Source organism: Pseudoduganella lurida, assembly GCF_007830455.1.
In the GTDB taxonomy this organism is placed as follows: Bacteria; Pseudomonadota; Gammaproteobacteria; order Burkholderiales; family Burkholderiaceae_D; genus Rugamonas; species Rugamonas lurida.
The window spans coordinates 354,890-369,169 of the sequence record NZ_VLLB01000002.1 but is presented as its reverse complement, the minus strand read 5'-3'; the positions used below and the strand labels follow the sequence as shown (position 1 = coordinate 369,169).

Sequence of the window (14,280 nt, the reverse complement as noted above, 5' to 3'; positions counted from 1 at the left end):
TCCTCTCTAGTTGATGTCCACATCCTTGCCGTTAATCTGTACCGGCCCCGAACTGTTGATGCTGATGTTTGTGCCGGACATTGTGATGGTGCCGCTTTGGTCCATCATCAGTGACGATGCTCCTACGCTGATCAGCAGGGAGGTACCCGCTTCGATCACATAGTTAGTGCCCACCACAGTTGTCTTGCTGTTGCCGATCTCCGCGAACTGGGACTGGCCAACCAGCGTGTTCATCGCCGCGCCGACATTGACAGAGTAGGCTGCGCCCACGTTCAGCATCTTGGCGATGGCGATCGTCTCGACTTTGTTCCTACCAACACGCTCGGACTTCTCGCCGGCGATCGAGACATCTTCGTTTTCGCCGACCGTCTCGCTGCGCGGTCCGCCGATGTCGATCGTTTCGGACTTATCCACCCGTTCGTTACGGCTGGCGTGCACGGTGATCTTTTCATGTCCATCGACGGTTTCCGTCCGATCGCGTTTGACTTCCACCACTTCATCCCGGCCGATGGTCTTGTGGCGGTCTTGGCCCACGGAGTGCGATTCGTCCTGCTCGACTTCGATGCGCTGGTTGCGCTCGGCGTGCAGCCAGATTTCTTCTGCCCCTTTTTTGTCTTCGAAACGCAGGGCGTTGGCATTGGCAGCGGTAGCGTTGAGCGTAGAGCGGGACAGCACGCCGCTTTGGCTACGATTGGCCGGCAAATCCCACGGCGGCATATTGGCCGCGTTATAGACGCTGCCGATGATCAGCGGCCGATCACAGTGCCCTTCGAGGAACTGGACCACCACTTCCTGTCCGATTCTGGGTAGGCTGATATGGCCGAAGTTCGCGCCAGCCCAGGTGCTCATCACACGCACCCAGGGACTGCTCTTTTCGTCGAATTCGCCGGCGCGATCCCAGTGAAACTGGACGCGCACGCGGCCGTATTCGTCTGTGTAGATTTCCTCGCCCTTAGGCCCTACCACCGTAGCCGTCTGCACGCCGTAAATGCGTGTATCGCGGCTGTTGTGGCCACGCTCGGGCCGCCAATGCACGGCGCTTCGCAGGCAGGTGAAGGAATTGGTGTAGCGCGATGAGATTTGGCGGTCGGCCTGGTAATTGTTTGTCGCCTGGTGATGTACCGAGATGACAAGGTAGCTATCGGCGTTGCTCCCTGTCAGGCTAAAGTGCCCGGCCAGTGCAAATGTGCGGCCGGGCTGTACCGCCCGATGATTGCTTTCGACGCGGAACTGGTGAGCGGCGGAGTCCGCCTGCTCCATCCGCAGCTTTGCAAGTGCTGGGCCAGTTGCGCTGGTGAAGCCGTGCGCCCCGGTATACTCGTGATGTTCCAGCGCTGGTACGGCGCCAGCCTGACTGAGAGAAGATTGGTCTGCCCAGTCGGCACGGGCATTCTTGAATTCATATGTACGGACGGTATAAAGGGCCGAGGTCAGTTGGCGGCCTGCACTCCAGGCTTGGATTGCATCCGCCTCCTGTGTGCCGGCCTCGCTCTGATAATCGATGATGGCATCGCCGTCAATCGGATCGGCCAGCGTGCTGTCGTCGGAAAGAACGAGTGTGTGGCCATCGTACCGGTGCTCGTACCAGTAGTGCAGTCCTGCCGATTCCCAGCGGCGCTGCAGATGATTGGCGTCGGACTCGTTGTACTGGATTGCCAGCGTGATATCGGTTTCTTGGCCTGACAGGTGCAGCCGGTAGTCCCGGGACAAGTAAGCGTCGAAAGTCCTTGTACTCAATTCGGTGAGCGTCATGCCCTGGAACGTGGCGCAATCGTGGCGGAGTTCCAGAAATGCCAGCCAGGGACGCAAGACCATCTCGTAGAAAGCGAACCCGCCATCTGTGCGCAAGAAGCGGAATTCGAACACGTAACCGTTGAAGTACCGCAGCGAGCCGTCATCGCGTACTAGCGATACCGTCACCATCTTGCCCATCGCCTCGGCGAGAGATAGGTTGGCATCATCGGACAGCACTTCCACGGTATAGCGAAAGTCGCGGGACAAAGCCTCGTCGCCATCAAATGCGTTGGCGAGCATCATTGCATTTGGACCGTCGTTGCGCGGGAAGTCCAATTTCAGCAAGCGGTCATGCTGGCTTGCGGCAGTCAGTGCCGAGAGGCAGGCGAAGGCATCGTTCAGCTGGTTCATTGTGTGTCCTCATAGTACCGGCAGCAGATAGCGGGTTTCGCAGTCCTTGCGATCTGCCGCAGAACAAAGAAACGTGTGATATCCAAGGCGCGCCGCTCCGCCTGTGCCACCGGCCAACGTGATGGGTTGCACCTCTGCGGCGGAGAGTACGAGGACCAGCTCGGCATCGATCCCGGGCATATGGAACATGGCGATCAAGGCAAGCAGCTTGGGCAATCTTTCACCATCGGGAAGGAAGCTGTCGTAGGTTTCCCTGTCCAGCGGGCCGAAACGTATGCGTATGCGTGCGTCGCGGCGCCAGATGGCGGGACCCAGTACCAGCCCTCCGTCGAGCTTGGCGGACTGCGTACCCACGCGGGCCAACTGATGAGGTGCGAGTATGTGCCAATAGCCAATACTGGTTTCAATCGTGACGGGCAATTGAAAATAGTCACAGATCACGCTTTGCAGCATCGCTGACGAAGCAGGTCTCTGCTGCAACGCGCCTGTGTAGTAAGCGACAACAGAATCGTCCAGGGATGTGCCAGTGATGTTGCCGGAGAGGGCCATCAGCAGGGGCCGCAAATCGTCCGCTCCCTCATCGAGCGACGGCAGTTCCGGGCGGTGCTTTCGCCAAGCCGCATGGAAGTGGCGCACGAACCGGTTCGAGAAGATGTCAAGAAGTGCCAGGGTGCCGCCGTCATCGTTCCTTGCGATACGCTCTGTGTAGTGGAGGGGCAGCGCACCATGCGTGCCGGTAAAGCCCATGAATAGTGCCGTTACGGCCACATGAGGATCACTGTTTTTCAAATGGACATCGACTGCGCCGAGGTCGCTGGTAGGAAAAGTCAGGTCGCGGCTGTTTTCGAAGCGCAGCAAACGGTCCAGCGCCTGGCGACGTGGTACATCGTGGCACTGCGCCAGCCAACCCAACAAAAGTTCGACCGCCTGAAAGAAGCTGTAGCGACCAGGTGCATCGCAAATCTGTCCAATTAACTCAGGACAGTCATTCCGCTGCGCGGTGGACATAACAAGATCTCCTGTCCCGTGGTTGCGGACAGGAACCGCAGCCGGGTGAATACATTGATTTGCCCATAGAGGGCGAGGAATCGGTCGAGCAACTGGATGAACACATGCAGGCCGCTGGCGACGTAGGCGCTTTCGTCTACAGTGACGCATATGTCGATACCGGCCATCAGCGCGGTGTGCTCGCCGCTGCGCACCCACTCGTGGACGGTGCGGCTCGACAGCGCCACGATGCCCTCGATTTGCCGTTGTGTGATCGGCGAGCAGGGCAGGTCATACAGCGTGAGCATCTTGCGTAACTCGACTAGGCCCAGATCCGACAATGCCCTCTGGTTCAGCGCAAGATGAGATATCAGGCGCCAGTGCGCGCGCTGGTTTGCCGGGAACCGACGCGATAGGGTAGGTTTGCGCAGAAAACGAATTGGCGCGCTATCGAGGATGCCGTTCGCCTGCAGATCGCCGTCGGCTCTACCATAGGCGAGCGTCGACGGGACGTCACGGTTACTGCACGTGATGTCTACAGAAAGCGTTTGGGCTTCCGGGAGCGATGTCCGCATTTCATGGTCGACCAGTGCGATCCGGATTTCATGGCCTGGATCGCCTTCCGCGGCGGCGTCATCGCGGTGCGTGATCCAGTAACCGCCCTCGCCGGTCGCGGACGTGCCCTGACCGTGGGACCGGCCATAGAATGGCCGCAGTTCTGTAGTGCGCTGGCTCGTTCCGGTGCCGCTGATCAGTCGTGCAGTGTCGATCGAATAGAGCTCGTATTCTGCTGGCCGCGCGAGGTCGATCAGGAGAGGATACTCTGGAGCCCGGCGATGCAGATCGATGGGGGCTGCGGCACGCGAGTGCAGGTTTATCACTGGTGCACAGTGCGACAGAAGGTTGCCGGCACCCACATTTGCAAGCGTCCGGCTTGTTGCTGCGTCCCGCGTCAATCCGCGCAATGGCAAATGCAGGGTAAAACCATTGCCGAGCTGAGGCATCTTCGCCAGTACAGCGGCAAGGTCTATCTCAATGAAATTGAATTTGTCCGGGAAGGCGAAGTATTCGGTCAACAGGCGGTAAGCAGGATGCGAACGCGCCGGCCATGGCAACAATGCGTCGCTGTCTTGAAACCCTGCCGGATGGATCGGGAAAACTGGCAATCGATACCAGGGACCTGTCCCGTCCGATCGTACGAAGGCGGGAGCGGTTCGCAAGAACAATGCGTCGCGGAGTGCAGCACAGAGTGACGCTTCGCCGTTGATGAAGAGCGTGAGGCGCTTCATCTCAAGTTCCTTCAGCGGCGTTACGCTCGTCAAGCTGAACTCGAACGCCGATTCGAAAGCATGATCGATCCGATGACCTTCCGGAGCTGATGCAACTGGAATGTAGCGTGCGCCAGTGACACCTAATGGCGAAAGCACGACATCGGTGCTTGTGCGGAAATGGCATCGCACGCCTTGCACTGGACGTGACTTCAGGTCTGTGCCGCGTGGGACCGTTCTTGGCTGCTCTGAAGACGCCATCTGATAATCGATCTGGATGACCGAGCACGAAGGGAACGGCCGGAGGTAGTGAGGATAAGTAGTTTGTAGCAGAGCCTGGGTAAAACGCGGATAGTCGTCATCGAGTTTTTTGCTGACCCTGGCACTGAGCAGCGCGCATGCTTGGATCAAACGCTCGACGTGCGGGTCACCGCATGCGTCGTCGGTGATTCCGAGCATCCCTGCCAGTCGTGGATAACGTACCGAGAGTTCGCGACAATCACGGCGAAGCGTGGCCAATTCTTCTTGCAGATATGGTAAAAGTTGCTCCATTGCTTCTTCCTTGCCTTAGGGCATTAGAGCAATGGTGCCATTGCTCTCGCCGCGACGATTGATTTAGGGCAAGTCTCAAGGAGCTTCGGGACGTGAAGTGAATGTTGCAGTAATGAGGACACAGTTGATGCAAGGACTCATCGTTGCCCCCCGCCGCGCCCGGTCGTGCGTCCCCAAAAACAAGGTGTGCGCTAGAATGGCGATCACCGTTTTTTGAGGGTAAAAAAACCATGAGCGAAGATAAGCAAAAATTGGATGGCGCAGCCTGGTTTACGTTGTCGGGTGACGTCAACAGCGATATGGTCCACCGCGTGTTCGAGGCGGTGGCGGACATGACGGAGGATGGCGTGGAGACCGCCCACATCCTGCTGCAGTCCAACGGTGGGTATGTCAGCGATGGCCTGTGCCTGTACAACTATCTGTCGAACCTGCCGATCAAGGTCGTGATGTACAACGGCGGCGCCGTGGCGTCGATCGCCGTCATCGTGTTCCTGGCGGGAGAAGAGCGCTACGCCAGCGAGACGGGCCGCTTCATGGTCCACAAGTCGCATGCCAGCGCGCCGTCGGGGGCGCGGCCGGATGCGCTGCGCATCATCGTCGAGGGCCTGCAGGCGGACGACGCACGCACCGAATCGATCCTGCGCCAGCATGTGCAGCTGTCGGACGACCACTGGATCGTCCACGCCCATGCGGACCTGCACCTGACGGCGCGCGATGCCGCCAAGGTCGGCATGATCAACGATATCGCCGACTTCCGTCCGCCCAAGGGCAAGCGCGTCACGAACATCTGACCTGCCAATAAAACAGCCCGGAACGGCAGCACCATTCCAGGCTTCGTCATGCGCCCATGGCGCGGTACCTTACTTCTTGCTGCGCGAGCTGGACTTCTTGGCGTCGTTCTTGTGGCTTTGACGGCCCGCTTCGGCGTGCTGTTCCGGCGTGCCGCCCTGCACGCCGGACGCCGATCCCTGGTTGCCGGACTGCTTGGAGCCTGCCGACGATGATCCCTGCTTGCTGCCGCTGCTTTTGCGATTCGAGGCCATGATGTTTCCTTTCGATTGAAGTGAACAGGTTGCTCGCCGAATCCGCAGGGCATCGCGACGCGTTTTCGGTAGCGAAATAATGCGTGCTTGCTCTGGTGCCGGATATAAGAATTTACCGTAGGCGCGTGTAGGACTAGGCCTCCAATGGCAGGCGCAACAGGCGCCGATGGGATCGCTGACAGGTTGAGGAAGCGCAGTAAAACCACAGCTTGCTGCGCAGTTTATTGCGCCACAGAAATAGTGTGCCAGAATGGCGGTACCTCCCGACCCTTCGCGCCCATGTCCGCCACTTCCATCTCACCGTCTGCGCCGCCCGGGGCGGTCACGCCGCGGCATGCCTTGCTCGAGGAGCTGATCGCCATCACGCTGCGCCAGGTCACGCACGGGCTGCGCGAGCTGTGCACGACGCTGGCCGGCCGCCTGCTGACGGAAGACGCCGCGATGCTGGTAGACGCGCGCACGATGCATCTGCGCGCACGCACGGCAAAGGCGCTAGGCGACGGGCATGTCACGCTGGTACATCTGGCCGGCAGCACATTGGAACATCATCTGCGGCGCGAACTCGTCCAGCTCGCGCCGCAGCAGCCGGTGCCGGCGCCGGCGGAAAACGCGCTGTCACTCGTACCCTACGAGGAGATGGACCAGCGCGTCACCCTCGGCGCCATCGCGCGGCCCTTCGACGACGCGCATGCCGACGCACTGGCGGCACTTGGCGTGCGGCTCGCCCGACTGTTCGACCGTGCCTCGCTGCGCGTCAATCCGTTCCGGCCGGCGGTGTTCATCGCCGCGTGGTCGCAGGCGCTGCAGGAATTCTTCGGGGAGGAGGACGAAGGCGGTGCAGCCGTGCTGCTGCAGCTCCTGAACCCCGCGTGCTTCCACGATCTCCAGGCGGTCTACGGGTCTTTGAACGAGACGCTGGAGCGCCGCGGCGTGACGGCGCCCCGGCGCGTTCGTCCCGCAGCGCACGATGGCCGGCGCCACGCGGCATTGACGGACCGCTTGCAGCGGTTCTTCGCCAGCACCAGCGGCGCCACCGCCACCGGCCCGGCTGGCACCATGGGCCCCAGCGCGTCCTTGCTGGCCTACCTGGAGAGCCTGCCACGCCTGCCGCCGCAGGACATGGGCGCCGCGCCAGCCAACGTGGTCTACCTGCCCGGCATCAAGCGGGGCGCGCCAGCCGGCGCCCTGTCGCCGGCGGACGAGGGAACCATCGACCTGCTGGCTGCCGTGTTCGATGCGGTGCTGCACGACGGCGCCATCGCTCCGGAAAGCCGCGACCTGCTGCAGCTGCTGCAAGTGCCGGTGCTGCAGGCAGTGCTGGCCGACCGTGCGTTCTTCTTCGACGATGCCCATCCGGCACGCCGCCTGCTCGAGCTGCTGTCGCAGCTGGGCCGGGAGCGCACCCGCCGCGGCGAGCGGCGCAGGGACGACCCCGAGTACCGTGCCATGGCCCGCAGCGTGAACCAGGCAGCGGCCGATGGGACGGGCGATGTGACGGCCGCTTTTGCCCGCGCCGTCCATGAGCTGGAGCAGGTGCTGGCCGACGAGGAAGCGGCCGCCATCGCCGCGCCCGTCGCCGCCGCGCTGCAGCAGGAAAGGACCGCCACGGCCCGGCGCGCCGCCCGCGATGCCGTCAGCCTGCGCCTCGGCACCGGCGAAGTCGTCGCCGTCGTCGAAGCGTTCCTGGAGACCCGCTGGACGGATGTGCTGACGATCGCCTACAGCGTCGAAGCGGACAAGCCCGGCGCGGTGCGGCACGCCACGCAGGCGATGGACCACCTGGTGTGGAGCGTGCAGCCGAAACTGACGGCGGACGAGCGGCGCCAGTTCCTGGCCAGACTGCCCGCACTGCTGGCCGCGCTGAACAAGTGGCTCGACGTGATCCGCTGGCAGGGCGACGAACGCACGCGCTTCTTCGCCGAACTGGCCGACTGCCATGCCTCGATCGTGCGCGCCCCGCTAGACATGGCGCCCGAACGGCGCCTGGCGGTATCGATCGAGGCGGCGCAGCATGCGGCGCAGCGCCGTCTGGCGCAGGTGACGGCTTCGGAAGCGGCCGCCGCCGACGACTGCGCGCTGGCCCATCTCGCGCGCGGCGCCTGGTGCGAATTCGCGGAGGAGGGCGGTGCGCGGCAGGTCAGGCTGGCCTGGATCAGCCCGATGCGCTCGCTGTTCATTTTCTCCAACGGCGCGCGCCAGGAAGCCTTTTCCCTGTCGTCCGGCGATCTGGCGCAGCGCCTGCGGGCGGGCAGCGTCACCGCGCTGCAGCCTGGCGGCGTCGTCGACCGCGCGCTCGCGCAGGCATTGGCCAGCAACGACCCGGCCGGCAGCATCGCCGCGTGATGACTGCCTCAGATCGGCGGCATTAATCCTGGCGTAATAAAAAGACACTACACTGCAACCCTCCTGGCGAGTATTGCCATGGCGGAATATTCTGGCGCTGGACGCGGCAGTGTGGTTCAATACCGGCCCCGACCGGACGGAACAGAAAGCAGGATGCAGATGATGTTGTTGTGGAAGGCATTGACGGCGCTGGGCGGCGTCACCGTGACGGGCCCGCTGGGCGTGGCCGTGGCCGTGTGGCTGCTGGCCGGGCGCAGCTGGCGCCTGTCGCTGAACTGGATGCTGCTGTTCTGCGGCGGCATGGCACTGGTCGTCATCACCAAGCTGCTCTGGTACGGCTGGGGCATCGGCATCCAGGCGTGGCATTTTTCCGGGCTGTCGGGTCACGCGATGCGGGCCACGGCCGTTTATCCCGTGGTGTTCTTTCTCGCGTTCCGCAACGCCCGGCCCGGCTATCGCACCCTGGGGCTGGCGGCCGGCGTGCTGTTGGCCTTCCTGATCAGCTATTCCCGGCTGCCGGTGCGCGCTCATTCGGTATCCGAAGTGGTGCTCGGTGGCGCGGTGGGCTATGCGGTGGCCGCGGCATTCATCCTGGGCGTGCGCGGCGAGCGCCCGGCGATCGTCACCGACCTGCTGCTGGCCCTGTGCATCCCGCTCGTGATCATCATGCCCCTGACGAAACCGGCCCCGGCGGAACGCTGGATCAAGCAGATCGCCATGTACCTGACCGGCAAGGACCCGATCGAGCGGGCCTGGAAGCAGCGCCCGGATGGGGAGCCGGCTTCGCAGGCCGATGTCGAGCCAGACCAGCAGCCGGATGCCCAGCCCGAGGTGCGGCAGGCCCCCGTGCAGGTACGCGGCCCGATCTGACGGGCCGGGCGTGCCGCACGGCATCCGTCCGCCTGCCAAATTTGCCGGGTTTGCGACGGCGGGATGGTATGATAGCTTTCCTTGTAATCTGGCCTGACTGGCAATAAATTTACCCTCGTGCGTCTCTCATCCATCAAATTGTCGGGATTTAAGTCGTTCGTCGATCCCACCAATTTCCAGGTGCCGGGGCAGCTGGTTGGCGTGGTGGGTCCGAACGGCTGCGGCAAGTCGAACATCATCGACGCGGTGCGCTGGGTGCTGGGCGAATCGAAAGCCTCCGAGCTGCGCGGGGAATCGATGCAGGACGTGATCTTCAACGGCTCCACGCACCGCAAACCCGCCGGCCGTTCCTCCGTCGAACTGGTGTTCGACAACCACGATGGCAAGGCGTCCGGCCAGTGGGGCCAGTACGCCGAGATCGCCGTGAAGCGCACGCTCACGCGCGACGGCACCTCCACCTACTACATCAACGGCCAGCCGGTACGGCGGCGCGACATCCAGGACATCTTCCTCGGCACCGGCCTCGGTCCGCGCGCCTACGCCATCATCGGCCAGGGCATGATCGCCCGCATCATCGAGTCGCGCCCGGAAGAGCTGCGCGTGTTCCTCGAAGAAGCGGCCGGCGTCTCGAAGTACAAGGAGCGCCGCCGCGAAACGGAGAACCGCCTGAACGACACGCGCGACAACCTGCTGCGCGTGGAAGACATCCTGCGCGAACTGGGCGGCAACCTGGAGCGCCTGGAGGGCCAGGCGGCGATCGCGCTGCGCTTCCACGCGCTGCAGGCGGACCAGGAAGAAAAGCAGAAGCTCCTCTGGCTGTTGCGCAAGAACGAGGCGCAGGCCGAACAGGAGCGTTATTTCCGCGAGATGCTGCAGGCCCAGACGGACCTGGAACAGCAAACGGCCCAGCTGCGCGGCGTGGAACTGTCGCTGGAACAGATGCGCCAGGCGCACTTCGCCGTCGGCGACCGCCTGCACGGGGCGCAGGGCAATCTGTACCAGACCAATGCGGAAATCGGCAGCCTGGAAGCGCAGATCAAGTTCGTCGTCGAATCGCGCACGCGCCTGCAGCAGCAGATCGCCACCCTGACGGCGCAGCGCGACCAGTGGACCCGCCAGTCCGAGGAATACGGCGGCCAGGTCGACGAGGCCGAATTCGAGCTGGAAGAGCTGGCGGCAAAGGTGGAAGAGGCGCAGATGGTGGCCGAGCAGAAGGGCGAGCTGCTGCCATTGCTGGAGCAGGAATGGCGCGCGGCGCAGGAATCGTCCACCGAATCGCGCGCCCGCATCATGCAGATGCAGCAGCAGCTGGAACTGGAATCGGCGCACCAGCGCAATGCCTCGAACATCCTGAACGGCCTGGCCACGCGGCGCGAGCGCCTGCAGCAGGAGAAGAACGGCCTGGCGATGCCGGATGCGTCGCACCTGGAAAACCTGCGCTGGCAGCAGGAAGAAAAGCAGCAGGCGCTGGAAGAAGTCACGATGGCGCTGGAAGAAGCGCTCGACACGCAGCCGAAGCTGGAAGAGGAACGCCGCGCCGCGCAGGCCGCCGTGCAGAGCGAAACGACCACGAGCGCGCAGCTGGAAGCGCGCCTGAACGCGCTGCGCCAGCTGCAGGAACGCGTGCAGACGCAGGGCAAGGTCACCCCCTGGCTGAAGAAGCACGGCCTGGACGAGCTGCCGCGCCTGTGGCAGCAGCTGGCCATCGAGGCGGGCTGGGAAGCGGCCGTGGAATCCGTGCTGCGCGAACGCACCGGCGCCCTGCAGGTGTCGAACCTGGAGTGGGCCAAGCATTTCATCGGCGATGCGCCGCCGGCCAAGCTGGCGCTGTTCGCCCCCGCCACGGCCGCGCCGCCTCCCGCCGCACCGGTCGGCTTCCGGCCGCTGCTCGACCTGCTGAAGCTGAACGATCCGGGCCTGCGCGGCGTGCTGCAGGACTGGCTGCACAGTGTCTTCATCGCCGAGGATGCGGCGCAGGCGTTCTCGAACCGCGTGCACCTGCCTCCGGGCGCCTGTTTTGTCACGCGCCAGGGCCATATCGTCACGCCGTCGAGCGTGCGCTTCCATGCCGCCGATTCGGAGCAGGAAGGCATGCTGGGCCGCCAGCAGGAGATCGACAATATCGGCAAGCAGCTGCGCGCGCAGGCCATGCTGGCCGAGGAAGCCCGCTCGCGCATGGTGCGCGCCGAAGCGGCCGTGACGAACCACGCCCGCACCTTGACCGAGCTGCGGCAGAAGAACCAGTCGCTCACGAGCGCCTTGCACGCACTGCAGCTGGAAGTCGTGAAGCTGTCCGATATCGAGGCACGTTTCAACCAGCGCAGCACGCAGATCGAGGCCGATCTCGCCGAGATCGCCGCGCAGGAAGCGGAACAACTGCAGGTCAAGCTCGCATCGGAAGAAAAATTCGAGCAGCTCGACATTGCGCTGGGCGACCTGCAGGGCGAGCACGAGGAAGGCCAGGAAGCCTTCCAGCGCAAGGAAGGCCGGCTGGCCGACGCGCGCGAGGCCCTGCGCGAGCTGGAGCGCAAGGCGCAGGAAACGGCGTTCGCGGAAAAAGCCGCGCGCAGCCGCATCGAGGAACTGCGCCGCAATATCGCCACTGCCACCACGCAGGCGGCCCAGGTGGCGGACAGCCTGCGCGACGGCGAGGCGGAACTGGCCGGGCTGGAAGCGGGAACCGCCCACGAAGGCCTGCAGGAACTGCTGGACCGCCGCTCGCTGCAGGAACGTGCGCTGGCCGATGCACGCCATGAGCTCGACCAGATCGCCCAGCAGCTGCGCCATGCGGAGGAATCGCGCATGACGAACGAGCGCAGCCTGCAGCCGCAGCGCGACCGCATCACGGAGATGCAGCTGAAGGAACAGGCGGCGCGCCTGAACCAGGATCAGTTCGCGCAGCAGCTGGCGGAAGTGCAGGCCGACGAGACTGCGCTGGCCGCGAAGCTCACGCCGGACATGAAGGCCCAGTACCTGCAAGGCGAGGTCACGCGCCTGACCAACGCCATCGCCGCGCTGGGCGCCGTCAACCTGGCCGCGCTCGACGAGCTGGCCCAGGCCTCCGAACGCAAGAACTACCTGGATGCGCAGAACGGCGACCTGGTGGAAGCGATCACCACGCTGGAAGACGCCATCAGCCGCATCGACCGTGAAACGCGCGACCTGCTGCAGGCCACGTTCGACCAGGTCAACGGCCACTTCAGCGAGCTGTTCCCGATCCTGTTCGGCGGCGGCCAGGCCCGCCTGATCATGACGGGCGACGAAATCCTCAATGCCGGCGTGCAGGTCATGGCCCAGCCGCCCGGCAAGAAGAACGCGACGATCCACCTGCTGTCCGGCGGCGAAAAGGCGCTGACGGCAACGGCCCTCGTGTTCTCGATGTTCAGGCTCAATCCCGCGCCGTTCTGCCTCCTCGACGAGGTGGATGCGCCGCTGGACGACGCCAACACGGAGCGTTTCTGCCGCATGGTGAAACGCATGTCCGAGCAGACCCAATTCCTCTTCATCTCGCACAACAAGATTGCGATGGAGATGGCCACTCAACTGATCGGTGTGACGATGCAGGAGCAGGGCGTATCGCGCATCGTGGCGGTGGATATGGAAGCCGCCGTCAACTTCGCTACCGAGGCACAAGCAGCATGACAGACTTTCAAACCAGCCTGATCGCAGCCGCCGGCGTGTTCGTCGCCGGCGTATTCATCTACAACAAGTGGCAGGAGCACAAGGCCAAGAAAAGCGTGGAGCGCGCCTTCGGCACGGAGCACGACGACGTGCTGATGCACCGCGGCGACGATGGCGCGGCCGATCCGTTCGAGCCCTCGCTGACGACACCGGACACGGTGCGCGCCGAACCCAGCTTCTCGCTGGGCGACCTGCCGCTGGTGGACGGCGGCTCCGGTGCCTACGCGGCGCCGCTGCACGAGGAAGCGGTGGCGCCCGCAGTCGTGGCGGACGATGTGCTGCATCCCGATCCGGTCATTGAACCTCGCGAACCTCACGAGCCGCGCGAACCGCATGAACCTCGCCTGGCCGCGGCAGGCATCGAGCCGAGCCTCGACCCCGTGCCGGCAGCGGCACCTGCGGTGGCGGCTGGCGTGGCCCCTGGTCCGGTATCGACGACTCCCGCCTTGCCTGCTGCCGCCGCTCCGGTTGCCCCAGTAGGGGCGGCACCTGCGGCACCTGCGGTCGTTATGCCCGCTGCCGTTTCTGCACCGGCCCCGCGGCCGGCCGAAGACCCGGCCGTGTCGGCCGCCGAGCAGGCCACCTCGCTCGTCGATCCGCTGGTGGACTGCCTGCTGCCGCTGGAGCTGGAAGGCCCGGCGCGCGGCGAGAAGCTGCTGCCGGCGCTGCAGAAGCTGCGCCTGGTCGGCAGCAAGCCGGTGCACTTCATCGGCCTGGCCGCCAGCGGCCGCTGGGAGCCGGTCCGCCATGGCATCGTCTATACCAAGCTGCAGGGCGGCGTACAGCTGGCCAGCCGCACCACCGCGCTCAATGAACTGGAGTATTCGGAACTGGTGACGCGCCTGCGCAGCATGGCCGACGAGATCGGCGCGGAACCGCAAGTGCCGGACATGATCGAAGTGATGGCCGAGGCGCGCAACCTGCACCGTTTCGTGGCCGCGCACGATGCGCAGCTGGGCGTGAACCTGGCCGCCAACGGCGCGCCATGGGCCATCACCACGCTCGTCGGCGCGCTGGAAAAGCAGGGCTTCGACGTGCGTCCGGACGGCCGCTTCGTGATGCCGGACGGCGAGGGCGGCCAGCTGTTCACGCTGTCGACCAATGTGTCGCCGGCCGAGGAAACCACGTCGCGCCTGACGCTGCTGCTGGACGTGCCGTGCGTGGCGCCGGCCAAGAACGGCTTCGGTGCCATGACGGCCTGCGCGAAGGCGCTGGTGCAGCGTCTCGACGGCATCGTCGTCGACGACTACAACCAGCCGCTGTCCGATGCCGCGCTGGCGGAGATCGCCGGCCAGGTGCAGGATTTTTATGCGGACATGGAAGCGTCGGACATCCCGGCCGGCTCCACCCGCGCGATGCGCCTGTTTAACTGATTTTCAAGCGATTCACCG

The 14,280-nt window shown here is 64.2% G+C and carries 9 protein-coding genes; 5 read left to right on the top strand and 4 right to left on the bottom strand.

Going from position 1 to position 14,280, the window contains the following annotated elements:
• Nucleotides 1-6: 6 nt before the first annotated feature.
• Genes IP91_RS08255 through tssF form a run of 3 tightly spaced genes read right to left on the bottom strand, consistent with a single transcriptional unit; the run spans nucleotide 7 to nucleotide 4,952 of the window.
• Complete coding sequence (locus IP91_RS08255; RefSeq protein WP_145648472.1) at nucleotides 7-2,145, bottom strand: type VI secretion system Vgr family protein; 2,139 nt, start codon at nucleotides 2,143-2,145, stop codon at nucleotides 7-9.
• A 9-nt stretch (nucleotides 2,146-2,154) separates the two neighbouring features.
• Nucleotides 2,155-3,153, bottom strand: coding sequence for a type VI secretion system baseplate subunit TssG (gene tssG / locus IP91_RS08250; protein ID WP_145648471.1), 999 nt, complete (start codon nucleotides 3,151-3,153; stop codon nucleotides 2,155-2,157).
• Entirely contained in the window at nucleotides 3,117-4,952 is a 1,836-nt protein-coding gene (gene tssF / locus IP91_RS08245; RefSeq protein ID WP_145648470.1) for a type VI secretion system baseplate subunit TssF, read from the bottom strand. The genes tssG and tssF overlap by 37 nt, the downstream gene beginning before the upstream one ends.
• A gap of 230 nt (nucleotides 4,953-5,182) precedes the next feature.
• On the opposite strand from tssF, the gene IP91_RS08240 reads away from it, so the two are divergent.
• Nucleotides 5,183-5,743 carry an ATP-dependent Clp protease proteolytic subunit gene (locus IP91_RS08240; protein WP_145648469.1) on the top strand — a complete coding sequence of 187 codons (561 nt, stop codon included), beginning with the start codon at nucleotides 5,183-5,185 and terminating at the stop codon, nucleotides 5,741-5,743.
• Between the two features lie 69 nt (nucleotides 5,744-5,812).
• Here the strand turns inward: IP91_RS08240 and IP91_RS08235 are convergent, their stop codons facing one another.
• Nucleotides 5,813-5,995 (bottom strand): hypothetical protein, encoded by a 183-nt coding sequence (locus tag IP91_RS08235; protein WP_145648468.1) that lies wholly within the window; start codon nucleotides 5,993-5,995, stop codon nucleotides 5,813-5,815.
• Nucleotides 5,996-6,274: 279 nt separating this feature from the next.
• On the opposite strand from IP91_RS08235, the gene IP91_RS08230 reads away from it, so the two are divergent.
• The 4 genes from IP91_RS08230 to IP91_RS08215 all read left to right on the top strand — a co-directional run bounded on the left by IP91_RS08230 (nucleotide 6,275) and on the right by IP91_RS08215 (nucleotide 14,262).
• Entirely contained in the window at nucleotides 6,275-8,338 is a 2,064-nt protein-coding gene (locus tag IP91_RS08230; protein ID WP_145648467.1) for a DUF1631 family protein, read from the top strand.
• Nucleotides 8,339-8,497: 159 nt separating this feature from the next.
• Nucleotides 8,498-9,208, top strand: coding sequence for a phosphatase PAP2 family protein (locus tag IP91_RS08225; RefSeq protein WP_145648466.1), 711 nt, complete (start codon nucleotides 8,498-8,500; stop codon nucleotides 9,206-9,208).
• A 117-nt stretch (nucleotides 9,209-9,325) separates the two neighbouring features.
• Nucleotides 9,326-12,850, top strand: coding sequence for a chromosome segregation protein SMC (smc, locus tag IP91_RS08220; RefSeq protein ID WP_145648465.1), 3,525 nt, complete (start codon nucleotides 9,326-9,328; stop codon nucleotides 12,848-12,850).
• Nucleotides 12,847-14,262, top strand: a complete 1,416-nt coding sequence (locus tag IP91_RS08215) for a cell division protein ZipA C-terminal FtsZ-binding domain-containing protein (RefSeq protein ID WP_145648464.1) — start codon at nucleotides 12,847-12,849, stop codon at nucleotides 14,260-14,262. The genes smc and IP91_RS08215 overlap by 4 nt, the downstream gene beginning before the upstream one ends.
• Nucleotides 14,263-14,280 lie beyond the last annotated feature (18 nt).

What these genes read in the sequence shown, in the direction of transcription:
- IP91_RS08235 (WP_145648468.1), bottom strand. Translation starts at nt 5,995, where the DNA reads ATGGCCTCGAATCGCAAAAGCAGCGGCAGCAAGCAGGGATCATCGTCG.
- tssG (WP_145648471.1), bottom strand. Translation starts at nt 3,153, where the DNA reads ATGTCCACCGCGCAGCGGAATGACTGTCCTGAGTTAATTGGACAGATT.
- IP91_RS08225 (WP_145648466.1), top strand. Translation starts at nt 8,498, where the DNA reads ATGATGTTGTTGTGGAAGGCATTGACGGCGCTGGGCGGCGTCACCGTG.
- tssF (WP_145648470.1), bottom strand. Translation starts at nt 4,952, where the DNA reads ATGGAGCAACTTTTACCATATCTGCAAGAAGAATTGGCCACGCTTCGC.
- IP91_RS08255 (WP_145648472.1), bottom strand. Translation starts at nt 2,145, where the DNA reads ATGAACCAGCTGAACGATGCCTTCGCCTGCCTCTCGGCACTGACTGCC.
- IP91_RS08215 (WP_145648464.1), top strand. Translation starts at nt 12,847, where the DNA reads ATGACAGACTTTCAAACCAGCCTGATCGCAGCCGCCGGCGTGTTCGTC.
- IP91_RS08240 (WP_145648469.1), top strand. Translation starts at nt 5,183, where the DNA reads ATGAGCGAAGATAAGCAAAAATTGGATGGCGCAGCCTGGTTTACGTTG.
- IP91_RS08230 (WP_145648467.1), top strand. Translation starts at nt 6,275, where the DNA reads ATGTCCGCCACTTCCATCTCACCGTCTGCGCCGCCCGGGGCGGTCACG.